Below are 20,978 nucleotides of genomic sequence, written 5' to 3' on the forward strand. Positions count from 1 at the left end.
CATTCCCTTTTGGAGCTGTCTCATGCCGCTTGACGTCACCATCATCGGCGCCAGCCTGGCCAGCCGTTCCGCCACGCTCTTTCCTCATCAGTGAGAAACTGAAATGCACGGTAAGCCCTCGCACTTCTCGGACCCGGGCGCTGTCGCGTCCTATGCGACAGACACACCGCGCAAGGTGCCCGGGCTGGCCGATCTCCATCGGATGGCCGCGCTTCTACTGGCCGAAGCGGCGCCAGCTTCGGCAGATGTGCTCGTCGTCGGTGCTGGCGGTGGGCTGGAGCTCGCAGCCATGGCCGCGCTTGAGCAGCGCTGGCGCTTCGTCGGCGTGGACCCCTCACCCGCCATGCTGGACCTCGCGCGGCAGGCCGTCGCACCTTTTGCGCAGCGCGTGCAACTCGTGACGGGGATCGTCGACCAGGCGCCTGCCGGTCCGTTCGATGGTGCGACCTGCCTTCTCACGCTGCACTTTCTGGAGCACGACGAGCGGCTGCGAACGCTGCGCGAGATCCGTCGCCGCCTGAGGCGAGGTGCACGGTTCGTGATGGCGCATCACGCCCCGCCCGAAGGACGCGCCGAGCGATGGATGGGTCGATCGATCGCTTTCGGCGCTGATGGCCATTCCGCTCCGGCGAGCACCCTGGCCGCGGCCCGACGGATGACCGCAGGCCTGCCGCTGCTCGCGCCATGCAAGGAAGAAGCGCTGCTGCACCTCGCTGGCTTTGCAGACGTCGAGCTGTTCTACGCTGCTTTCTCCTTCCGCGGATGGGTCGGGACTGCGGCCTGAAGCAACTCGCGCAGCTGTTCTCGAACTCGCGCTTGCCCGGATCGTAGGCCGTCAGTGTTCACGCTCACGCGGCTGCGCGCGCAATGCATTGACCTGTCTCAAGCGGCCATCAAGTAAGCCACCAGCGCGTTCAAAGAGTCGACGCGGCCGTAGTCAGCCTCCGGAATGTCCACGCCCACGGTCTCCTGCAGAGTGATGAGCACGTTGAGAAAGTCAAACGAGTCCAGGTCGAGTTGTTCTCGCAATGAAGCTGCGGGGTCGATGCTGTCGATGTCGGCCTCCGGCGCGATGCCGCGCAAGGCCGACGCCACCGCCTGATGCAATGCTTCGGCGGTTTTCATGGGCCCGGCTGCGTGTTGGCCAGCTGTGCAGCGAGCGACGCCAGGAAGCGCGAGCCCACCAGGCCGTCGCTCACCCGGTGGTCTCCCGTCAGCGTGGCGCGCAGCGTGCGCGCAGCGACCACCTGACCGTCCACCACCGCCGGGCGCAGCACCACGCGGCCCAGGCCGACCAGAGCGACCTGCGGCGGATAGATCACGCCCATCACGGACTCGGCGCCCATATCACCCAGGTGGCTCACGCTCAATGTGGAGTCGGCCAGGTCGGAGCTGCGCAACTGGCCGCTGCGAGCACGCGCGAGCACAGCGCGCAGCGCTGCCATCAGCTCAGGCAGCGAAAGGCGCTGCGCATCGTGCACCGTGGGCACCACCAGACCGCCGCCTCGCAGCGCGGTCACCACACCCAGATGCACCGCAGCGGCGGGCTGGAAGCGGCCGTCTTCATACCGTCCATTGAGCGTGGGCGTGTCCGCCAGCGCCAGCGCCACGGCGCGCAGCAGCACCGCCGCGAACAGCACCCGCTCGGCGACGGGGCGTTCCCGGTTGAAGGCCTCAAGCGACTGCAAGGCTGCTTCGACCACGATCTCGCACCCCACGTGGTAGTGCGGGATCTCGCGCCAAGAGCGCGCCATGGCCGCGCCGATGGCCGAGCGCATGGCCTCGGCGCGGTCAGGGGCTGCGGTCGTGGAGCCCGCCACAGCGCGTTCCACGTCGGCCAGTGTGATGACACGGTCACCCACTTGTGCCGCCAGCGCGGCCAGGTCGACACCGAGCGCCTGGGCACGCTGACGTGCCGCTGGCGACATGCGTGCGTGCCGGTCCGCGCTGGGCGCGGTGGGTGCGACAGGCGCTGCTGCTGGCGCTGCGGCGAGCGCCTGCCAATCCTCGCCCGCGTCCGCGAGCACGGCGAGCATGTCGCCCACGGGAATCTGCTGTCCGGGCTGCGCGATCAGGCGGGCCATGGTGCCGTCGTGCCACAGTTCCACGTCGATGGCTCCTTTCTGGGTCTCCACCACCGCCACCACGTCGCCGCGCTTGAGCGCCTGGCCCGGCTTCACATGCCACTGCACGAAGCGCGCGGCTTCCATGTCGGCGCCGAAGGAGGGCATCCGCAGTTCGATCAAGGCCGCATCAGCGCACGCGCTGCCTCGACGATGCGTGCGGCGTTGGGCAAGGCCGCGTCTTCCAGGTGCTTGGCATAAGGCATGGGCACTTCTGCACTGCACACGCGCGCAGGGGGTGCATCGAGCTCGAAGAAAACTTGCTCGATCAGCAGCGTGACGATCTCGGCCGCCAGGCCACAGGTCTTCCAGCCTTCGTCGACCACCAGCGCGCGGCGCGTTCGACGCACGCTGCCGGCGATGGCGGCCACGTCCAGTGGCCGCAGGCAGCGAAGGTCCAGTACCTCGGCCTCGATGCCCTCGGCGGCCAGTTGCTCCGCTGCCACCAGGCAGCGGGGCAGCGAGCCACCGTAGGTGATGAGGCTCAGGTCGGTGCCGATGCGGCGCACGGCCGCGCCCTCAAGCGCCACGGCAGGTGGCGGGTCGGGCAGTTCGCCCTCGGTGTTGAGCAGCATCGCATGTTCGAAGATCACCACCGGGTCGGGACAGCGCAGAGCCGCCAGCAGCATGCCGTGCGCGTCTTCCACCGTGGCAGGGGCCAGCACGCGCAGGCCGGGAACGTGCGCATACCAGACTTCCAGGCTGTGCGAGTGCTGGGCCGCGAGTTGCCGACCGGCGCCACTCGTCATGCGCAGCACCACCGGCACGGCCACCTGTCCGCCCGACATGTGGCGCAACGTCGCCGCGTTGTTGACGATCTGGTCCAGCGCCAGCAGGCTGAAGTTCACCGTCATCACTTCCACGACCGGACGCAGGCCGTTGATCGCAGCACCGATGCCGCAGCCCACGAAACCAGACTCCGACAGCGGCGTGTCGCGCACGCGGTGCGGGCCGAACTCGTCGAGCAGACCCTTGCTCACCGCGTATGTGCCCCCGTAGCGTCCCACGTCCTCACCCATGAGGAACACGCGCGGATCTTCTTGAAGGGCCTCGCGCAATCCTCGGCGCAGCGCCTCGCGGTAGCTGGTCAGCATGGTGCCCCCGTGCCCACATCGGTCGGGGCGAGAACGTGCCGGGTGAGCTCTTCCAGCGGCTCCAGCGTGCCGGCTTCGGCGAAGGCCACGGCGTCGTCGATCTCGGCCAGGATGCGGGCCTCCAGGGCCGGGCGGTCCAGCGTCAGGCCCAGCGAGGTCGCGTGGGCCAGCAACGTGTCAATCGGGTCGTGCTGTTTCCAGGCGTCCACCTCGGCCTTGCTGCGGTAGAGCTCGGGATCGAACATGGAGTGGGCGCGAAAGCGGTAGGTGCGCAGTTCCAGGAACACCGGGCCCTTCTTGCCCCTGGCGTGCGCCAGCGCATGGCGCGTGGCCGAACTCACCGCCGAGACGTTCATGCCGTTGACCGTGATCGCCTCCATGTTGTAGCTGCGGGCCTTGGCGCAGAGGTCGGTGCTCGACTCGGAGCGGGCCAGCGCCGTGCCCATGGCGTACAGGTTGTTTTCGCACAGCATCAGCAGGGGCAGGTGCCACAGCGCCGCGAGGTTGGCGGTTTCGTGGAACTCGCCCTCTGCCACTGCACCCTCGCCGAAGAAACACGCAGTGACGCGGTCATTGCCGAGCAACTGGTCGGCCAGCGCAAAACCGGCGGCCAGCGGCAGCGCTCCGGCCACGATGGCGTTGCCTCCGTAGAACCCGCGCGAAACGTCGAAAAGGTGCATCGAACCACCGCGCCCGTGGCTGCAGCCTTCCTGTTTGCCGAACATTTCGGCCATCACAGTGCGCATGGGCACGCCGCGCGCGAGCGCGTGGCCGTGCTCGCGGTAAGTGCACAGCAGGTGGTCGTCGGGCCGCAGCTCGGGTATGGCGGCCGCGGCGATCGCTTCTTCGCCGATGTAGAGGTGAAGGAAACCGCGGATCTTGCCCGCGCCGTACAGTTCGGCGCAGCGCTCCTCGAAGCGGCGGATGCGCAGCATATCCTGCAGCCAGGCGGTGGCATCGGCAGCGCTCAGGCTCACGCGGCCTCCAGCGTGGAGATGTCGCCTTCGGGCAGCCCCAACTCGCGAGCGCGCAGCAGCCGGCGCAAGATCTTTCCGCTGCGCGTCCTGGGGAGCATGTCCACCAGTTCGAGCTCCTTCGGTGCCACCGCAGCGCCCAGTCTCTTGCGCGCGAAGCCCAGCAGATCACGGCGCACGTCCTCGCTGGCCTTGGTGCCGGGGCGCAACACCACGAAGGCCTTGACGAGTTCGCCCACCAAAGGGTCGGGCTTGCCGATCACGCCGGCTTCAAGCACGGCGGGGTGTTCCATCAGCGCCGACTCGACCTCGAATGGACCGATCAGATGGCCGGACGACTTGATCATGTCGTCGATGCGCCCGACAAACCAGTAGTAGCCGTCCGCGTCGCGCCGAGCCCGGTCGCCGGTGAGGTACCAGTCACCCGCGAAGCATTTGCGGTAGCGCTCGTCTTCGCCCATGTAGGCGCGGAACATCGAGGGCCAGCCGCGTCGCAGTGCGAGCTCGCCTTCGGTGTCGGACTGCTGGATCTCGCGCGCGCTGCCGTCCGCGAGCCGCTCCACGATGGCCGCCGTGATGCCCGGCAGGGGCTTGCCCATCGAGCCCGGCTTGATGTCCATGCTGCGGAAGTTGGCGATCATGATGCCGCCGGTCTCGGTCTGCCACCAGTTGTCGTGGATCGGCAGGCCGAAGGCCTCGAGACCCCAGCGCACCGCCTGCGGGTTGAGCGGTTCGCCCACGCTGGCGATGAAGCGCAGGCAGGGGCAATGGTGAGCGCGTGCTGCGCTGGTGCCGCTTCGCATCATCATGCGCACCGCCGTTGGCGCGGTGTACCAGACGCTCACGCGTTGTTCCTCAAGGATGGTGTACCAGCGCTCGGCATCGAAGTCGGCCTCGTCCACGATCATCGTCACGCCCAGCGCCAGCGGCGCCAGGATGCCGTAGCTCGTGCCAGTGACCCACCCCGGGTCGGCGGTGCACCAGTACACGTCGTCGTCCTGCAGGTCCAGCGCCATGCGCGCAGTGGCGACATGGGCCACGATCGCCTCGTGCACGTGCATGACGCCCTTCGGTTGCCCGGTGGTTCCACTGGTGAAGTGCAGCAAGGCGGGTGCCTGTGCATCGGTGGGGGGCACGCTGTACGGTGTGAATGCAGCGTCGAGCAAGGACCGCAGGTCCAGTGTGTCGGGCGGCAGCGGACCATCGTCGTCGGTGATCAGCAGCACGTGTTGCAGCTCGGACAGGCGGGCCCGCATGGCCTGCACCTTGCGCCGGTACAGAGAGGTGGTGGTGACCAGCACCCGCCCGTGGCCCAAGCTGAGGCGAGTGGCGATGGGCTCAGGCCCGAAGGCCGAGAAAAGTGGCGTCACCACGCACTCGCGCTTGAGCGCACCGAGCAGGGACACGTACAGCTCGGGCAGGCGCCCGCACAGCAGGAACACATGTTCGCCCGCGTTCACCCCCAGGTCTTCCAGCACCCGGGCAAAGCGGCTGCTCAGGTGCGCCAGCTCGGCGTAGACCAGATCGCGCCGCGCGCCCGATTTTCCCAGCCAGCGCAGCGCCAGTTTGGCTGCGCGTGGGCCGTGGGCGTGGCGGTCCACCGCCAGCGTGGCCATGTTGAAACCTGCCTTGCCCTCGAGGCTCTCGTCCAGCGCGTGCCGCGCGTGCGCCCAGCTGAACGCCGCGCAGGCCAGCCGGTGGTCCTCCAGGTTGGGCGGGCGGACCGTCTCGGGTTTGTGGATGATTTCGGCGAAAGAGGCCATGGCCGGGTCACCGAGCGGCACGCCCGATGTCGCGCAGACGGGTCTCGAGGGTTCCCACGCCATTGGCAACCAGAATCCACTGCATTTTCATGACGGGCCCCTTTTCGGTTTGAGAGCACTCAATCTATGACGGACGCATGGACCCCCTGTTGAGTTCGATCAATGTCGGGGAAAGACGCTGCACGCCAAGATGGTGGTTGCGCTGAAGAACCCCATGCACGATGTGACGCTTGACTTCCATTTGTGGCTGACGATGGAAGTGGGCGACTGTGCCTGTCTCGAGCGCTGGCTCGTGCTCGAGTCCATCGAGGTGGTCGCGGGCGAGCGCTTTGTGCGCGGTGCGGTGCTGGCCCGCCTCATCCCTTTGTGAACGCCCAACCTGTGCGGTGATTGAGCGCGCTCAAAGTGGAATTCACCACCGCTGTTGCGAACTTGTTCATGGTGACCCCTTTGTCTCCTCTGAGTGGGTCGTATTGGGCCTTCGTGCTGCAGCAGCAATTGGCCACCCAGCTATGAGCGCACGGCTTTCGAGCTATGAGCCGCGCAAGCTTTGAATCAGAAGTTGCGTCATTCCATCGAGGGCCGCGTTCGTGTCCTTGCCGGCCTTCGTGATGCGGAAGTAATCGATGCTGACTGCGGGGTAGATCTCACTGGCGCGCACGCTGTAGCGCCGCCAGGCGGCCTGGGCGAACGACGGAAACACCGCCACTCCGAAGCCCTTCTCCACCATGCCGAGCGCGGTCTCCAGGTGATTGACCACCATCGGCGCGCGGATCTCGGCGCTGTGCTGCCGCGCGATCCTGGTGACCTGTTGCGCAATCGGGCTGCGGTCCGTCAACGAGATGAGTGGATAGTCGAACACCTGCGCCCACGCGATGCGTTCACCGATGGCAGAGAACTGGCCAGAGCACACCAGCATCAATGTGGCCGGCGCGATCTGCAGTTGCGACAGGCCCGAGCGCTTTTGTGAGAAGGCCCCGAACGCGGCATCGAGTTGGTCCGACTCCAGCTTGTCGAGCAGGTCGGCCGGGCCCGCATCCACCACGTCGACCTGCACCATCGGGAACTGCCGCTGAAATTCCTCGAGCAACTCGGGCACGACATTGGAAGCCAGGATCGGCGTGAACCCCAAGCGCAGCCGCGCGACACCGTGCTCCCCCATTTGATTCAGCTCGCTCGCCACTCTCTCCAGCGATTCGATCATCTGCTGCGCCACCGGCAGCAGCTTGCGTCCCGCGCTCGTGAGTTCGACGCTGCGTGTGGTGCGCTCGAAGAGGCGGCAACGCAGCTGGCCCTCGAGCTCGCGGATGCTGGCGGACAGCGCTGCCTGGCTCAGGTGCAGCTTCTGCGCGGTCTTGGTGAAGTTGCTGGTCTCCGCGACGCCGAGGAAGGCCGTGAGCTGCCGAAAGTTGAGGTTGAGGTTCATGGTGTCCGGCAGCGGCCGCCATCAGGGTTCGGGTCCGAGGCTTCGCGCCGGCTCACTCGCCTTTCATGCCGGTGGACTTGATCAGCTTTTCGTAGCGCTTGAGTTCTTCAGCCAAGGTCTGGGTGAACTGCGTGGCGTTCTCGTAGGCCGGCGTCAGCCCGGTTTCGCGGAGCTTTTGCTGCACCTCGGCCTCCGCGAGGACGGCACCCAGTTCGCGCTCCAGGCGCTGCACCACCGCGTCGGGGGTCTTGGCCGGCACCATGATTCCCTGCCAGGCCTTCAACTCGAAGCCCGGCAGCGTCTCGGCGGCCGTCGGCAGATCGGGGAACAGCACGTCGCCACGCTTGTTGTTGGTGGAGGCAATCGCGCGCACACGGCCTGCGGCCACCTGTGGCTTGGCAACACTCACAACGTCGAACAGCACATTGATCTGGCCACCGATCAGATCGTTCATGGCGGGCGCGTTGCCCTTGTAGGGCACCACCGTGATGTCGACCTTGCCCAGGATCTTCAGCAGCTCGCATCCCATGCCGGGCGTGGCGCCGGCCGACCCACAAGTGACACTGCTGGGGCGTTCGGCGGCCAGCTTGAGCAGCTCGGGCAGCGAACGCGGCGCGAACGCATTGCTCGCCAGCAGCACGAAGCTCACTTCGGTCAGCTTGGCCACCGGGCGCAGGTCGGTGCGAGGATCGAACTTCAAGCTGTACAGGAACGGGTTCTGCGCCACCGTGGGCAGCGCGAAGAACAAGGTGTAGCCGTCGGCCGGCGAGCGGATCACCGCCTCCATCGCGATGTTGGTCGCAGCGCCCGGCCGGTTCTCGACGATCACAGGCTGGTTCAGGCGCTGCGAGAGCTTCTGGCCGATGATGCGCGCCGTCATGTCGGCGCCAGCGCCCGCCGAGAATGGCACCACCAGCTTCACCGGCCTTTCGGGCCAGGCATCGGCGGCACGCGCCACGGGCGCCATCGCCAGGCAGGCGACGGCCAGCGACGCAAAGGCGGTGGCCAGCGCGCCACGGCGGCTCGCACCGCTTCGGACAGGGATGTTTCGGATGTCTTGGGTCATGTCATGTCTCCTTGTGTTGAATGAAACGGGTGCGAAAGCCTGGCACTCAGGTCTTGAACAACCAGCGACCGTGCTCGTCGCGGTGAATGCGGCCGGCGCCGTCCTGCGACTCGAGCCAGCGCACCAGCTCGCGGCCGTCACGGCTGCCGACCGCGCGCATCAGCTCGGCGAAAGTCTTGGGGCCGGCGGCCAGGGCGGCCTCGGGGCTTGCCACCTCGGCGCCGGCCTGGGCCGGCACCGGAGGTGTGGGCACCTGGTGCTCCATGCTGCGTTGCTGGCCCGGGGCCAGCAACGGCAGGGTCAGGTCGAAGCCCAGCTTGCTGCCGGTGCGCGCCCCTTCGAGCGAAGGGTCCAGCGGCATGGCGCGCATGCCGGCCATGGTGACCAGGTCGCGGTTGGCCTGGAACCGCGTCGCCAGGGCCCACTCCATCTGGCTGTCCGAGAAGATGTCGATGTCCGGGTCGACCACGAAGACGTGCTTGATGTTGGCCTGGCACGAGAACGCCGCGGCAATCGCGTTGCGGGCCTCGCCCGGCACGCGCTGCTGCATGGAGACACGCAGGTTGAACATGCCGCCGGTTGCAGCGCTTGCATAGACCGCCTTGAGTTCGCGCACCGCCAGCTGGATGGATTGCCACGCAGCCACTTCGGTGCGCAGCGCGCACAGCTGGGCGGTGTCGGTGCGGTCCATCTGGTTGCCGCCGATCGTCAGCGTCTGGAACAAAGCGTCGCGGCGGTGCGTGATCGCGGTGAGGTGGAATATCGGATTGCGCTTGACGCCGCCGTAGTAGCCCAGGAACTCTCCATACGGACCTTCCGGCTCGACATGGCCGCGTTCGTCCAGGTAACCTTCCAGCACATATTCGGCGTCGGCGGGAACCATCAGGTCGTTCGTGATGCATTTCACGAGACCAAGCGGCGCGCCGCGCAATGCCGACAGCAGCGGCATCTCGTCGACCGGCAGGCGCATGGTGGCGGCCACGTAGTCGATCGGGTGGGCGCCGACCACGAAAGAGACCGGCATCGGTTCCTTGCGCTGCACGTGCCCCAGGTAGAGCGCACGCATGTCGGACGGCGCGACCAGGTCGACGCCCGCGGTGCGGCGGCCGCGCAACATCAGGCGGCGCACGCCGATGTTGGCCCATCCGTTGGACGGATCGCGCGTGAAGTCGATCGACGCCGAGATGTAGGGCGCGCCGTCGAGCTCGTGCTGAAGGTGCACCGGCAGCTGCGTGAAGTCGACGTCCTCGCCCTGCAGAACCACCTGCTGTACGGGGGCCTGGCCGCGCTCCACGGTCACCACCGGTTGCGGCGTGCCAAGCCGCTTGAGCACTTCCGGTACCAGCCGGTCCGGGGTGGTGCCGAAGGCTCGGGCCAGGCGCTCGCGGCTGCCCATCACGTTGCCCACGAGCTCGGGGCCTGCGCCGCCGGGATGCGAAAAGAAATGCGCCTGAGCCGCGCCATCGAGCAGGGCCGCGATGTCGCACAGCTGCGTTGAGCCGTCGTGGCGTTGCACTTGTTGGTCGCCCAGCGACTGGATGAAGTTGCGCAGGCGGAAGCGTTCGAGATCGACTGTCATTCGGGTGTGATTCCTGCGATTTTGACCAGCTTGCCCCAGCGTTCGGTGTCGGTGGCGACACGGCGGGCGAGCTCGTCGGGGTTGGAAGATTCGGGTTCGCAGCCGATGCTGCGCAAGGATTCGATGAGCGCGGGGTCGCGCATCGCGCGCTGCACCAGCGTGGCCAGTTTCGCGTTGTGCTCAGGCGGCACGCCGGCCGGTTGAAACACGGCGAACCAGCCCGTGAGGTCGTAGTTGGGCACGCCCGACTCCATCATCGTGGGGACTTGCGGCAGCGCGGTCATGCGGCGCGAACCGGTCACGGCCAGGGCCCTCAGCCTGCCCGCGCGCACCAACGGAATGGCCAGCGTGGCGTCGGCAAACACCAGCTGAACCCGGCCGCCGAGCAGGTCGTTCATGGCAGGCGGCACGCTCTTGTAGGGAACGGCGAGCATCTCGGTGCCGGTCTGCGTCGTGAACATCGCGCCGGCCACCAGACCGGTGGCGTTGCCCGTGCCGTAGGCCCAGCGCCCGGGCTCGCGCTTGATCGCGGCCACCAGTTGCTGCACCGTGGTTGCTTCGACGGCCTTGGGGTCGCACACCAGCACGAAGCCCAGCGTCAGGATGCTGCTGACGGGTGTGAAGTCCTTGACGGGATCGAAGGGCAGCTTCTTGAACAGGTGAATGTTCGCCGCGTGCGTGGAGTTCGGCGTGAACAGCAAGGTGTTCGGGTTGCCCTTTGCCGCGGCGACCGCCTGGGCCGCCAGGTTGCCCAGGGCCCCGGCGCGGTTGTCCACGATGACCGGCTGGCCGGAGACAACTTCGAGTTGCCGCGCAAACTGCCGCGCCGCATTGTCGATTCCGCTGCCTGCGCCGTAGCCAACGAACATGTGCAGCGGCTTGTCCGGCCAATCGCCGGCACGCGCTGCCTGCGCACGGGCACTGATCGGGGGCAGCATGCCCACGCTGGCGGCGGCAGCCAGCCCCAGCAGATGGCGGCGGGGAAATCCCGCGCGGTTGAAGTCGTTCATGGGTGCGTCCTGTGGTGTGGTGGTTTGGGTCGAAGCCGCGTGCGGTGGCGCTCAGTAACGGGCCGACAGCGCGGTGCCGGCCAGGTGACCCGCGAACGCGCTGGCTGCTTGCGGGCTCATCGTCGGGGCATGCGTGAGGTACTGCTTGCACGCCCGCAGCGCGACGGCCGAGCAGCCTGCGAGCGTCGCAATGAGTTCGTCGGCCTGCGTCTCCAGCTGCGCGGCCGGTACCGTCCAGCTCACCAGGCCGCACGCCTGTGCTTCGCGGCCGGTCCACTCTCGACGGCTGAAGACGAGGTAGCCCAAGGCCTTGAGGGGGACGCGGTCGCACAGTGCGGCCATCACCAGCGTCGGCGGGATGTCGCGCTCCATCTCTGGAATCTGGAAACGGCTGTCATCGGCGGCCAGCGTGATGTCGCACACCGCCGCGAGCGCGGTGCCGACGCCGGTCGCGCGGCCCTGCACGATGGCCAGCGTGGGCACCGGTGCGGCCTTGATGGCGTCGTAGAGATCGAGGGCGGGCTGGGCCACGAGCTGCCGCAGCCGTTCCGCCGACGGCGGCGGCGCGCCCTTGGCCGGCGTGGGCGAGATGCGCCCGGCGCAGAAGTCGGCGCCGGCGCCGCGCAGGCAGACGACGCGCACCTCGGGGTCCAGGCCCGCCAGCGCGCCGATCACGGCCGTGCCCATCGCGGCGCTCATCAGGTTGCCGTTGTCCGGCGTGTTGAGCGTGATGTGCAGGACCGGCCCGTCGCGCCGCACGATCACCACGTCTTGCGTGGCGTTGGGTTGGTCATTCATGGATGGCGGGCTCCGGGCGTTGAATCAGCTTCCACAGTGCGAGTGCCGTGGCGGGCATGGGAATCTCTTCTCGCGTGTGCGCCGACAGCGCATCGGCCAGGGCGTTGAAAGTCGTGGCGGTGGCGGGCGTGATGCCGCATTCGCCGCCACCCTTGACGCCCAGCGGGTTGCCGTGCGTCGGGTCGTTGGTGAGCTCCACCGTGAGCGGCGGCAGCAGGCCGGCGCGCGGCAGGCGGTAGTCCATGTAAGAACCGGCCAGGACTTGTCCGCTGCCGTCGATGGCGTAGTGCTCGCCCAGCGCCTGACCCAGCCCCTGCGCCAGGCCGCCGTGGATCTGCCCTTCGATGATCAGCGGATTGATCGCGCGCCCCACGTCGTCCACCGCCGCGTAACGAAGCAACTCGACGTCACCGGTGTCGGCATCGACCTCCAGTTCGCACACGGCGGCGCCGGTGGGGTACGCCGGCATGCGGCCGAAGAACTCGGCCTGCGCTGCGAGCTTCTTTTGCGAGTGGTCGTCCGGCAGGCCATGCCTTGCCACGTGGGCAGCGATCTCGCTCCAGCCCACGACGCGGTCGCGCCACCACTTGCGGTGGAGGATGAACCCGCTCGCGTGCCGCTCCAGTCGATCTGGATTCACCTTCAGCAACTGCGCAGCCGCGGCGCGGGCGCGCTCCAGCAGTTGCGCGGAGGCCTGCACCAGCAGCGTGCCGCCCAGGCGCATCGAGCGATCGGAGTGCGTGCCACCGCCGGCCTTCACGAAGTCGGTGTCACCGGTGCGTAGACGCATGCGCTCGGGCGGCAGCCCCAGGTGCTCGGTCAGCACTTGAAGGAAGGTGGTCTCGTGGCCCTGTCCGGTCGATTGCGTTCCCGCCACGATGTCGAGCTGTCCATCGAGCCTCATCTCCAGTTCGATGCGCTCGCGCGGTGCGCCGACCGGCGACTCGATGTAGTTGGCCAGGCCGATGCCGCGCAGCTTGCCGCGTGTGGCCGATTCGGCCCGGCGCGCCGCGAAGCCATTCCAGTCAGACAGTTGCAGCACGCGCTCCATGTTGGCGACGAAATCGCCCGCGTCGTAGGGCAGGCCCATCGGGCTCAGGCGTGGCAAGGTATCGCGCTGGATCAGGTTGCGCCGCCGGATCTCGATGCGGTCGATGCCGAGTTCATGCGCAGCGATGTCGAGCACGCGCTCGATGGCGTGGATCGTTTCCGGGCGCCCGGCGCCACGGTAGGGACCGGTGGGCACGGTGTTGCTCATGGCCGCCGAAATCTTCAACGCCACCACAGGCACGTCGTACACGCTGGTGGTCACGCGCGACGCGTTCGCCATGGGAACGTAGGAAACGGCGTGCGCGCCGACGTTGCCGATCAGGTGGTTGTCCAGCGCGAGGATGCGGCCGTCCGCGTCGAAGGCCATCGCCGCACGAATGAGCAGGTCGCGGCCCTGGTAGTCGCTGACGAAGGCTTCGCTGCGGTCGCTGGTCCACTTGACCGCACGGCCGACGCGACGCGCCGCCCACAGCACGGCAACCGGTTCCATGTTGAGGGAGCTGCGCGGGCCGAAGCCACCGCCCACATCGGGCGACACCACACGGATGTGCTCGGCCGGCACGCCCAGCGCGTCGGCCAGGCCCAGCTGCTGGCGTGTCACGCCCTGGCTGCCGGAGATCAGCAGCCAGCGGTCCTTCGCCGCGTCGTGGTGGCCGATGGCGGAGCGTGGCTCCATCTGGCAGTTGACGATGCGGCTGCCGCGGAACTCGCGCCGCACCACGCAGGCAGCCTGGGCGAAGGCCGCGTCGGTGGCCACGCGATCGCCCAGCTCGGTTTGGAAGCACAGGTTGTGCGGCAGGTCGTCGTAGAGCTGGGGTGCACCCTGCGCGAGGGCATCGTCGCCGCGCACGACGGCCGGCAGCACCTCGTAATCCACGCTCACGGCTTCGGCCGCATCGCGCGCCTGGAGCGCGGTTTCGGCCACCACCATCACCACCGCTTCGCCGACGTGGCGCACCTTGTCGGTGGGCAGCGGCACTTGGCGGCGCTCGTATATGCGGCCGGTGGTTGATGTGGTGAAGGCCTTGGCCTTGGCATCCACCGCGTCGATCGGGTTGGGCACATGGTCGATGCCGCGCAGGCCGTCGGCAACGTAGTCGTGGCCGGTGAGCACCGCGATCACGCCGGGCATGCCGTGCGCGGCGCTCGAGTCCACCGCGAGGATGCGGGCATGCGCATGGGGCGAGCGCAGGAACGCCGCCCAGGCCTGGCCGGGCAGGTCCATGTCGTCGGTGTACTGGCCGCGGCCGGTGATCAGGCGCTGGTCTTCGTGGCGCGGCAGTGGCTGACCGATCATGATGCAACGCCCTCCCCGGTCGGGCGGCCCATTTGCCGGGCGGCATGCTTCACGGCGTCGATGATGTGGACGTAGCCGGTGCAGCGGCACAGGTTGCCCTCCAGCGCGTGCTCGATGGCCGCATCGTCGACCGCGCAGCCGCTGCGCAGCAGGCCGTCGGCGGCCATGATCATCCCCGGCGTGCAAAAACCGCACTGCAGCGCGTGGCAGTGGTTGAACGCCTGCTGCAGCGGGTGCAGACCGTCGGGCGGCGCCAGCCCCTCGATCGTGACGACCTGGCCGCCGCTGGCCTGCGCCGCCAGCACGGTGCACGATTTCACGGCCAACCCGTCAAGGTTGACCGTGCAGGCGCCGCACTGGGTGGTGTCGCAGCCCACATGCGTGCCTGTCAGGCCGAGGTCCTTGCGCAGGAACTCCACCAGCAGCGTGCGCGCTTCGACCCGCCGCTCGACGGGCCGGCCATTGACCTTGAGTTGCACCAGGGCGAGCTCTTCGTCGGGTGCGCTGCTCGCTGCCTCGGCGCGCACGGGAGCGAAAGCCACCAGGCCACCACCGCTCAGCAGGGCATTGAAGGCCGAGAAGAACTGGTCGGCCATTTTCTTGGCCGCGCCACTCACCAGCCGCGAGCCGATCTGCGCCAGCTTGCCGCCCACCTGCGCTTGGGCGGTGTAGTCCAGCCGGGTGTCACCACCTTCGTCGCTCAGCCGCACCCGGGCCTCGAGCTGTCCAAAGCCGGCGACGCCGCCCTGCCCCTGACCTCGAAGGCGATAGCCCGCGAGCGGCTCGATGTCGTGCAAGCTGACGGTGCCGGTGAAGCGCGCCTTGACCGGGCCGACGGCAGCCATGACGACGGCCAGCCACTGGCCCGGCCCCATGGCCTCGAAACGCTCGCAGCCCTGGATGCATTGCTGGAGCGCGGCCGGGTCGTTGAGCGCTGCCCAGACGGCGGCGCGCTTGGCCGATATGAGTTGGGTTCCCGTGATTTCCATGGTGTTCGGTTCAGGCTTGCGCCGTGGGCGCAGACAGTTGCGCGAGCGCGCGGCGCAGCAGCACGCCCGCCAGGTGCGCGCGGTAATCGGCGGTGGCCGCGAGGTCGTCGTTGAGGGACTCGGCGGGCAGGACCAGTCCACGCGCCAGTTCGGGCGACCAGCGTTCTTCGCCCGTCAGCCGCAGCTCGGCGTCTCGCCAGCGCATGACACAGGGCCCGGCGCCAGTGAGCGCGACCCGCACGCCAAGCGGTGTGTCGGCCACGAAAACGCCAACCACGGCATAGCCGGAGGACGGATGGCGGTGCTTGAAATAGGTCGCGCGCAGTGGCTGCGGAAACTCGATTGCCACGACGATCTCGTCGGCCTCGAGTGCCGTGGTGAACATGCCGGTGAAGAAGTCGTCGGCCGCGATGCGGCGTCGGTCCGTGACCACCGTTGCGCCCAGGCACAGAACCGCGCAGGGGTAGTCGGCCGCCGGATCGTTGTTGGCGATCGAGCCACCAAGGGTGCCGCGCTGGCGCACCTGCTGGTCGCCGATCAGTCCAGCCAGTTCCGCCAGCGCCGGGATCGCCTGACGCACGACACGGGAGGCGGCGACCTGCGCATGCGGCATGGCAGCGCCGACGTGCAACACGCCGGCCCTGAAGTCGATGCCTTGCAGCGCCGCGAGGCGCGACAGGTCGACCAGGTGCGAAGGCCGCGCGAGCCGGTGCTTGAGCGCTGGCACCAGGGTCATGCCACCGGACAAGGGCCGCGCCTGCGGATGCGCCTGCAGCAGGCTCACGGCTTCCTGCACGTCGCGCGGTCGTTCATAGCGAAATGGGTACATCGCGATCAGCCCTGCGGCAAGGGATAGGGCACGGCCGGCAGCACGCGGGCGCTGCACGGTCCGAAGCCGATCGGCACGCGGCCGTCGACGCTGGCGCGCGCATGGAAGCTCACCTCGTCACCGTCGTGCAGCCAGCGGCGCTCTTCGCCGTTCTGCAACCGCAACGGCTCGCGCCCGGCACTGGTGATTTCCGTCATGCAGGCGCGCTCATCGGGCCGTTCGCCCGATACGGTGCCGCTTCCCATCAGGTCGCCCGGGCGCAGGTCACAGCCGTTCGAGCAGTGGTGCGTCAACATCTGGCCGAAGGTCCAGGAGAGATGGGAAAGGTGCGTGGCGCACAGGCGCTGCGGACCGGCGCCGGCCTCTCGCATGGCCGACGTCGAGAGCCAGGCTTCCATCGCGATGTCGAGGCCGCCGTGTGTGCGGTCCCGCGCGGCGTTCAGGTAGGCCAGCAGCGGCGGCGAGTCGGGCCGGCGGGCCGGGGCGCGGGTCGCGAACGGCGCCAGCGCCTGTGCCGTGATGACCCAGGGCGAGATGCTGCTCATGAAGCTCTTGCCGAGGAACGGGCCGAGCATCTGCTCCCACCACTGCACCGACTTGGCGGACCAGTCGTTGAGCAGCACGTAACCGAAGATGTGGTCGGGCGCTTCGTCCAGCGACACCGGCTGGCCCAACGCCGTACCCGCACCGACGATGGCCGCCAGCTCCAGTTCGAAGTCCATCGCTTCGACGGCGCCGAAATGCACGCTGTCGTCCGCCGCCTTCCACTGGCCGTTGGGACGGCGCACCGGCGTGCCGGCGACGCGGATCGAGGACGCGCGGCCGTGGTAGGCCACGGGCAGCGAATGGAACACCGGCGTCACCGGGACGGCGAGGCCTTTGAACTTGCCGTGCCGCTCGGTGTGGGGGTAAGACGTGAGGAAGTCGGTGTAGTCGCCGATCTGGCAGGGCATGTGCATGCGCACCGCCGCCTGCGGATGCAGGAGACCCGCGCCTTCGCGCAGACCGGTGGATCCGCCCTCGCGCAGCAGGTCCGAGAGTTGCTCGCGCAGGGCCGATGCCGGGCGGTGTCCCAGCGCCATCATGGCGTTCAAGCCCGCCTGGCCCGGTGCGACGGCACGCACCGCGCGTGCCGCGTCGCCCTGCAGCAGGCTGGCGGCATCCAGCGCGCGCAGGTCTACCACCTGATCACCGATGGCGACACCGGGGCGCGGCGTCGCGCCGTCCGGTTCCGTCGCCAGCGTGAACATGCCGAACGGCAGGTTCTGGATGGGGAAGTCGCAGCCGGCTTCGTTGGCCGAGGCCACCCAGCTTCTGCGCGCGGCATCGTGCGTGGCGTTGATACCGATCATGCCGGCACCTCCGCACGCGCGCCGTTCCGGCGGAAGGCGGTCCATGCGTCCAGACCCGCGCGGGCGCTCTCGCGGTGGGCACGCGCCTCGTCTTCGGTCTGCGTCGCCACGGCAAATTCAAGCCGCAGACCGTTGGGATCGAAGAAGTAGATCGACTTGCACATCTTGTGGTCCGTGACGCCGAGCACGTTCACGCCGTGGGCGATGAGTTTCTGGCGCATGGCTTCGAGCTCCTCGAGCGTGTCCATGTGCATGGCGATGTGGTTGACCCAGTCTGGCGTGTTGGGAGAAGGCGCGGTGGCCTGGCCGTCGCCGAGATCAAAGAAGGCGATGCACGAGCCGTCGGTCATCTCGAAGAAGATGTGGACATAGGGGCAGTACTCGCCCGTGCTGGGCACGTGGTCCAGGCGGATGAGGTGGACCAGCGGCAGGCCCAGCAGGTCTTCGTAGAAATGGCGGGTTTCTTCGGCATCGCGGCAACGCCAGGCGAAGTGATGCAGGCCGCGGGCGGGGTTGGCAGCGTTCGTCATAGCGGCACCGTGTCGGCCTTGTATTCGAAGAGCCATTCGTAGCGCTCTTTCACGCGCTCCTCGCTCCACTGTTCGTCGACATAGCTCGCGGCACCATCGGCATGGGCGAGCTGCGGGTTGTGGAAGCGCTTGGCGTTGGCGGCGGATCCGTTGACGATGCGGCTGGTGCGGTCGATGCGTGCCCGCTCGAAGTGCTGCAACCCGAGCTCGGGGTCGCTCTTCCACGCTTCGAGGCAGCGCGCCAACACCAGGCCGTCTTCGAGGGCCATCACGGCGCCCTGCGCGAGGAACGGCAACGTGGGGTGGCAGGCGTCTCCCAACAGCGCGACGCGGCCGTAGCTCCAGCGCGGCAATGTTTCCCGGCCCATCAGCGCCCAGCGGTAGGGCGTGTGCAGCGAACGGATCAGGGTCTGCACGTCCTCGTGCCAGCCCTTGAAATCGGACAGACATTCTTCGACGCTGCCCACTTCGGACCAGGACTCCACTTCCCAGCCCTGCTGCTCTACGGCACCGACGAAGTTCACGAGTTCGCCGCGGCGCATCGGGTAGTGGATGACGTGGGCGCCCGGGCCCACCCAGTTGTAGCCGTAGGGCTGGCGCAGGTGGTCGGGCAACCGGCTGGCCTCGATCACGCCGCGCCAGGCGATGATGCCGGAGAAGCTCGGACGGTCCTCGCCGATCAGGCACTGGCGCACCTGCGAGTGCACGCCGTCGGCACCCACCACCACGTCCGCCACGGCGACTGTCGCGTCACCGCTGCGAACGATCACCTCGGCGCCGCATTGTTCTACATGGTCGATTCGCACGCCGGTCTTGATGGCGTCGGGCTTCATGGCCTTGACACCGTCGATCAACGCACGGTGCAGATCGGCCCTGTGCACCGTCAGGTACGGAAAGCCGTAGCGTTCGCGTGAAGTCGCGCCGAGGTCGAACAGGTTCCGGGTCTGGCCGGTGTTCCACAGCCGCACCTTCTTGCCCGCGGGTTCGGCGGCGATGCGCGACAGGGCGGGTGTCAATCCCAGCGCGTCGAGCACACGGTTGCCGTTGGGGCTGATCTGCAGACCCGCGCCGACTTCGCGCAGCTCGCGCGCCTGCTCCAGCACTTGAACGTCGAAGCCTCGGCGCATGAGCGCGAGCGCGGCCGTGAGACCCCCGATTCCTGCACCAACTACAACAACCCGCATGACTGCTCCTGTCTGAAAACGTTCGGCACTTTAAGTGGGTGGCGCATTGAGGGGAAACTCGAAATTTCTTTCAATTCATCGACAGCGGTTGTGAATGTTCCGCCGTGTGAATTCAGGCCACACGCGGTGCGCTGGCCGCGGCGCCGATGCCGGCCCACCGCCGCACCAGCTGCGTGTCGATGTCGAACAGGTCCAGGCAACGGCCCACCGTGTGGTTCACCATCTCATCGAGATCTTTTGGTCGCGCGTAGAGCGCCGGCACCGGCGGCATGATCACCGCGCCGTTTTCACTGGCCTGCAGCATGGCTTTGAGGTGGCCGTTGTGCAGCGGCGTCTCGCGCAGCATGAGCACAAGCCGGCGCCGCTCCTTGAGCACGACGTCGGCTGCACGGGTCAACAGGCCCGTGGTGTTGCCATACGCGATCTCCGACAGCGAGCGGACGGAACATGGCGCGACCACCATACCCATGGTCTTGAAGGAACCCGACGAGATCGTCGCGCCGATGTTCTTCGCGTGGTGCACCTCGGTGGCCAGCGCCTCGACATCCTTGATGCTGAAGTCGGTCTCCGCGGCCAGCGTGAGCTTGGCCGAATCGCTGATGACCAGGTGCGTCTCAACCCCCGAGCTCTTCAGCACCTGCAGGATGCGGATGCCGTAGACCGCGCCCGAGGCGCCGCTGATGCCCACGATCAGCCGGCGCGGAACGGCGCGCGGGTCGATGTGTTGGGACGATGAAGGGTTCATGGCGGTTGTTGGCGATGCGCGTGAAGCAAGTGCTGCACGATGATGGCGCCGCCACGCCGCCGGGCACCGCGGGTTCGCCCCAATGCCCATGAGAAATGCTCACATGGTCAGCTAAGTCGGCATCAGCGTTTTCGCCAGCTGCGACACCAGGTGCTCGGTGTCCCGCCCTTCCTTGATGAGCCAGTCGCAAAAGCGCTCCGCCACCGGGTTGCCGTGCCAGCCCGGAGCGATCAGGGCGAAGTACTGGCGCTTGCGGGACAGGGCTATGTCGAAGGGCACGCACAGCTTGCCGGTGATGATGTCGTCGGCCACCATCGACAGCGGCAGCAACACGACCCCCAGGCCTTCGGTCGCGGCTTGCAGCGCCAGGAACATCTGCTCGAACTGGAGCGCATGCGCGGGCCGCAACATCGGCTTTTGCGCCAGGGCCAGCCACTCCGACCAGGGCATCGGCTCGCTGTCGTAGCTGAGCAGCGTCTGCCGCTCCAGGTCCTGCGGGCGCCGCAGCCGGCCGCCCTCGAGCAGGTCGGGATGGCAGATCGGAAGGATGGTTTCAGTCATGAACGGGATCGCCACCACACCCTCGGGTGGCTGATACGCGCCGCGAATGGCGATGTTGTAGCCACCCGCTTCGAAATTGAGTGGTGCCGCGGAAGCGGTGAACCGGATTTCCACCTCGGGCGCGCGACGCTGGAAGCTCGACAGACGCGGAATGAGCCAGCGGATCATGACCGTGGGCGGCGCGTGCACGATGAGGGTGCGGGTGTCTCTCTGCTCGAGCAGGTGCGTGGCGGCGACTGAAATGCGGTCGAGCGCCGGCGTGACTGCAATCAGCAACGTGCGGCCCGCATCGGTCAGGGTCAGCTGCATGGGCGAGCGCAGGAACACCGGCGTTCCAAGCCAGGCCTCCAGTGCCGCGACCTGTTTGCTGATCGCGCCGTGCGTGACACCCAACTCGCGCGCCGCCTGCGTGAAGCTCACGTGGCGAGCCGCCGCCTCGAAGGCGCGCACCGCGTTGAGGGGTGGCAGCTTCCTCATGGAGCCCTGTGAGTTTCTCTCATATGGCAGCGATTTTAGAGCGTTGCCGGACGCGAGGCGCGGGCCACACTCCAGCAGCGAAGCGCTTTGTCTCACCATCCATGCGCGCGGGCATCACAAGGAACCAAGAC

At 67.9% G+C, this 20,978-nt stretch carries 20 protein-coding genes and 1 pseudogene; 2 read left to right on the forward strand and 19 right to left on the reverse strand.

The window, feature by feature from the left end:
* The first annotated feature begins 103 nt into the window (after positions 1-103).
* The gene (locus ASE11_RS02465) at positions 104-784 is read left to right on the forward strand and encodes a class I SAM-dependent methyltransferase (protein WP_056265345.1); all 681 of its coding nucleotides are present in this window, start codon (positions 104-106) and stop codon (positions 782-784) included.
* A gap of 98 nt (positions 785-882) precedes the next feature.
* Here ASE11_RS02465 and ASE11_RS02470 read toward each other — a convergent pair whose 3' ends face one another.
* From ASE11_RS02470 to acsA, 5 genes are read right to left on the reverse strand one after another with little or no spacing between them, the layout of a single operon-like run.
* Positions 883-1,125 (reverse strand): acyl carrier protein, encoded by a 243-nt coding sequence (locus ASE11_RS02470; RefSeq protein WP_056265347.1) that lies wholly within the window; start codon positions 1,123-1,125, stop codon positions 883-885.
* Positions 1,122-2,231 carry a dihydrolipoamide acetyltransferase family protein gene (locus tag ASE11_RS02475; RefSeq protein WP_056265349.1) on the reverse strand — a complete coding sequence of 370 codons (1,110 nt, stop codon included), beginning with the start codon at positions 2,229-2,231 and terminating at the stop codon, positions 1,122-1,124. The genes ASE11_RS02470 and ASE11_RS02475 overlap by 4 nt, the downstream gene beginning before the upstream one ends.
* A gap of 11 nt (positions 2,232-2,242) precedes the next feature.
* A complete protein-coding gene (locus ASE11_RS02480) occupies positions 2,243-3,217 on the reverse strand; it encodes an alpha-ketoacid dehydrogenase subunit beta (protein WP_056265352.1) in 975 nt (324 codons plus the stop codon).
* Positions 3,211-4,194, reverse strand: coding sequence for a pyruvate dehydrogenase (acetyl-transferring) E1 component subunit alpha (gene pdhA / locus ASE11_RS02485; RefSeq protein ID WP_082585456.1), 984 nt, complete (start codon positions 4,192-4,194; stop codon positions 3,211-3,213). Before pdhA ends, ASE11_RS02480 begins: the two co-directional genes overlap by 7 nt.
* On the reverse strand, positions 4,191-5,954 hold the full coding sequence (gene acsA, locus ASE11_RS02490; protein ID WP_056265685.1) for an acetate--CoA ligase: 1,764 nt from the start codon (positions 5,952-5,954) through the stop codon (positions 4,191-4,193). The genes pdhA and acsA overlap by 4 nt, the downstream gene beginning before the upstream one ends.
* Before the next feature lie 214 nt (positions 5,955-6,168).
* Between acsA and ASE11_RS02495 the strand changes: the two genes are divergently transcribed.
* Complete coding sequence (locus tag ASE11_RS02495) at positions 6,169-6,324, forward strand: hypothetical protein (protein ID WP_156406202.1); 156 nt, start codon at positions 6,169-6,171, stop codon at positions 6,322-6,324.
* 162 nt (positions 6,325-6,486) lie between these two features.
* Here the strand turns inward: ASE11_RS02495 and ASE11_RS02500 are convergent, their stop codons facing one another.
* The 14 genes and pseudogenes from ASE11_RS02500 to ASE11_RS02560 form a co-directional block, all read right to left on the reverse strand.
* Positions 6,487-7,380: a LysR family transcriptional regulator gene (locus ASE11_RS02500; protein ID WP_056265356.1), complete on the reverse strand. Its 894-nt coding sequence runs from the start codon at positions 7,378-7,380 to the stop codon at positions 6,487-6,489.
* A 52-nt stretch (positions 7,381-7,432) separates the two neighbouring features.
* Complete coding sequence (locus tag ASE11_RS02505) at positions 7,433-8,446, reverse strand: Bug family tripartite tricarboxylate transporter substrate binding protein (protein WP_056265358.1); 1,014 nt, start codon at positions 8,444-8,446, stop codon at positions 7,433-7,435.
* A gap of 46 nt (positions 8,447-8,492) precedes the next feature.
* Complete coding sequence (locus ASE11_RS02510) at positions 8,493-10,025, reverse strand: UbiD family decarboxylase (RefSeq protein ID WP_056265361.1); 1,533 nt, start codon at positions 10,023-10,025, stop codon at positions 8,493-8,495.
* Positions 10,022-11,035 (reverse strand): Bug family tripartite tricarboxylate transporter substrate binding protein, encoded by a 1,014-nt coding sequence (locus tag ASE11_RS02515; RefSeq protein ID WP_056265364.1) that lies wholly within the window; start codon positions 11,033-11,035, stop codon positions 10,022-10,024. The genes ASE11_RS02510 and ASE11_RS02515 overlap by 4 nt, the downstream gene beginning before the upstream one ends.
* Positions 11,036-11,086: 51 nt before the next feature.
* Positions 11,087-11,833: an enoyl-CoA hydratase/isomerase family protein gene (locus ASE11_RS02520; RefSeq protein WP_056265366.1), complete on the reverse strand. Its 747-nt coding sequence runs from the start codon at positions 11,831-11,833 to the stop codon at positions 11,087-11,089.
* Positions 11,826-14,180: a xanthine dehydrogenase family protein molybdopterin-binding subunit gene (locus ASE11_RS02525; protein WP_056265369.1), complete on the reverse strand. Its 2,355-nt coding sequence runs from the start codon at positions 14,178-14,180 to the stop codon at positions 11,826-11,828. Before ASE11_RS02525 ends, ASE11_RS02520 begins: the two co-directional genes overlap by 8 nt.
* Positions 14,177-14,662 carry a (2Fe-2S)-binding protein gene (locus ASE11_RS26385; protein WP_056265687.1) on the reverse strand — a complete coding sequence of 162 codons (486 nt, stop codon included), beginning with the start codon at positions 14,660-14,662 and terminating at the stop codon, positions 14,177-14,179. The genes ASE11_RS02525 and ASE11_RS26385 overlap by 4 nt, the downstream gene beginning before the upstream one ends.
* A gap of 93 nt (positions 14,663-14,755) precedes the next feature.
* Positions 14,756-15,169 (reverse strand): annotated as a pseudogene (locus ASE11_RS26390) (SRPBCC family protein); the annotation flags it as partial.
* A gap of 10 nt (positions 15,170-15,179) precedes the next feature.
* A complete protein-coding gene (locus ASE11_RS02535; RefSeq protein WP_056265372.1) occupies positions 15,180-15,998 on the reverse strand; it encodes an FAD binding domain-containing protein in 819 nt (272 codons plus the stop codon).
* Between the two features lie 5 nt (positions 15,999-16,003).
* Entirely contained in the window at positions 16,004-17,350 is a 1,347-nt protein-coding gene (fahA, locus tag ASE11_RS02540; protein ID WP_056265375.1) for a fumarylacetoacetase, read from the reverse strand.
* Positions 17,347-17,880 carry a VOC family protein gene (locus ASE11_RS02545; protein WP_056265378.1) on the reverse strand — a complete coding sequence of 178 codons (534 nt, stop codon included), beginning with the start codon at positions 17,878-17,880 and terminating at the stop codon, positions 17,347-17,349. Before ASE11_RS02545 ends, fahA begins: the two co-directional genes overlap by 4 nt.
* Positions 17,877-19,064 carry an FAD-dependent monooxygenase gene (locus ASE11_RS02550; protein ID WP_056265379.1) on the reverse strand — a complete coding sequence of 396 codons (1,188 nt, stop codon included), beginning with the start codon at positions 19,062-19,064 and terminating at the stop codon, positions 17,877-17,879. Before ASE11_RS02550 ends, ASE11_RS02545 begins: the two co-directional genes overlap by 4 nt.
* A 112-nt stretch (positions 19,065-19,176) precedes the next feature.
* A complete protein-coding gene (locus ASE11_RS02555; protein WP_056265382.1) occupies positions 19,177-19,809 on the reverse strand; it encodes a UbiX family flavin prenyltransferase in 633 nt (210 codons plus the stop codon).
* A gap of 111 nt (positions 19,810-19,920) precedes the next feature.
* Entirely contained in the window at positions 19,921-20,847 is a 927-nt protein-coding gene (locus ASE11_RS02560; protein WP_056265384.1) for a LysR substrate-binding domain-containing protein, read from the reverse strand.
* Between the last annotated feature and the right edge of the window lie 131 nt (positions 20,848-20,978).

This window comes from Hydrogenophaga sp. Root209 (genome assembly GCF_001428625.1).
GTDB lineage: Bacteria > Pseudomonadota > Gammaproteobacteria > Burkholderiales > Burkholderiaceae_C > Hydrogenophaga.

Bases quoted from the DNA above. Each gene is read 5' to 3' on its own strand.
- ASE11_RS02465 (WP_056265345.1), top strand. From the start codon at position 104: ATGCACGGTAAGCCCTCGCACTTCTCGGACCCGGGCGCTGTCGCGTCC.
- ASE11_RS02470 (WP_056265347.1), bottom strand. From the start codon at position 1,125: ATGAAAACCGCCGAAGCATTGCATCAGGCGGTGGCGTCGGCCTTGCGC.
- ASE11_RS02475 (WP_056265349.1), bottom strand. From the start codon at position 2,231: ATGCCCTCCTTCGGCGCCGACATGGAAGCCGCGCGCTTCGTGCAGTGG.
- ASE11_RS02480 (WP_056265352.1), bottom strand. From the start codon at position 3,217: ATGCTGACCAGCTACCGCGAGGCGCTGCGCCGAGGATTGCGCGAGGCC.
- acsA (WP_056265685.1), bottom strand. From the start codon at position 5,954: ATGGCCTCTTTCGCCGAAATCATCCACAAACCCGAGACGGTCCGCCCG.
- ASE11_RS02495 (WP_156406202.1), top strand. From the start codon at position 6,169: ATGCACGATGTGACGCTTGACTTCCATTTGTGGCTGACGATGGAAGTG.
- ASE11_RS02500 (WP_056265356.1), bottom strand. From the start codon at position 7,380: ATGAACCTCAACCTCAACTTTCGGCAGCTCACGGCCTTCCTCGGCGTC.
- ASE11_RS02505 (WP_056265358.1), bottom strand. From the start codon at position 8,446: ATGACCCAAGACATCCGAAACATCCCTGTCCGAAGCGGTGCGAGCCGC.
- ASE11_RS02510 (WP_056265361.1), bottom strand. From the start codon at position 10,025: ATGACAGTCGATCTCGAACGCTTCCGCCTGCGCAACTTCATCCAGTCG.
- ASE11_RS02515 (WP_056265364.1), bottom strand. From the start codon at position 11,035: ATGAACGACTTCAACCGCGCGGGATTTCCCCGCCGCCATCTGCTGGGG.
- ASE11_RS02520 (WP_056265366.1), bottom strand. From the start codon at position 11,833: ATGAATGACCAACCCAACGCCACGCAAGACGTGGTGATCGTGCGGCGC.
- ASE11_RS02525 (WP_056265369.1), bottom strand. From the start codon at position 14,180: ATGATCGGTCAGCCACTGCCGCGCCACGAAGACCAGCGCCTGATCACC.
- ASE11_RS02535 (WP_056265372.1), bottom strand. From the start codon at position 15,998: ATGTACCCATTTCGCTATGAACGACCGCGCGACGTGCAGGAAGCCGTG.
- fahA (WP_056265375.1), bottom strand. From the start codon at position 17,350: ATGATCGGTATCAACGCCACGCACGATGCCGCGCGCAGAAGCTGGGTG.
- ASE11_RS02545 (WP_056265378.1), bottom strand. From the start codon at position 17,880: ATGACGAACGCTGCCAACCCCGCCCGCGGCCTGCATCACTTCGCCTGG.
- ASE11_RS02550 (WP_056265379.1), bottom strand. From the start codon at position 19,064: ATGCGGGTTGTTGTAGTTGGTGCAGGAATCGGGGGTCTCACGGCCGCG.
- ASE11_RS02555 (WP_056265382.1), bottom strand. From the start codon at position 19,809: ATGAACCCTTCATCGTCCCAACACATCGACCCGCGCGCCGTTCCGCGC.
- ASE11_RS02560 (WP_056265384.1), bottom strand. From the start codon at position 20,847: ATGAGGAAGCTGCCACCCCTCAACGCGGTGCGCGCCTTCGAGGCGGCG.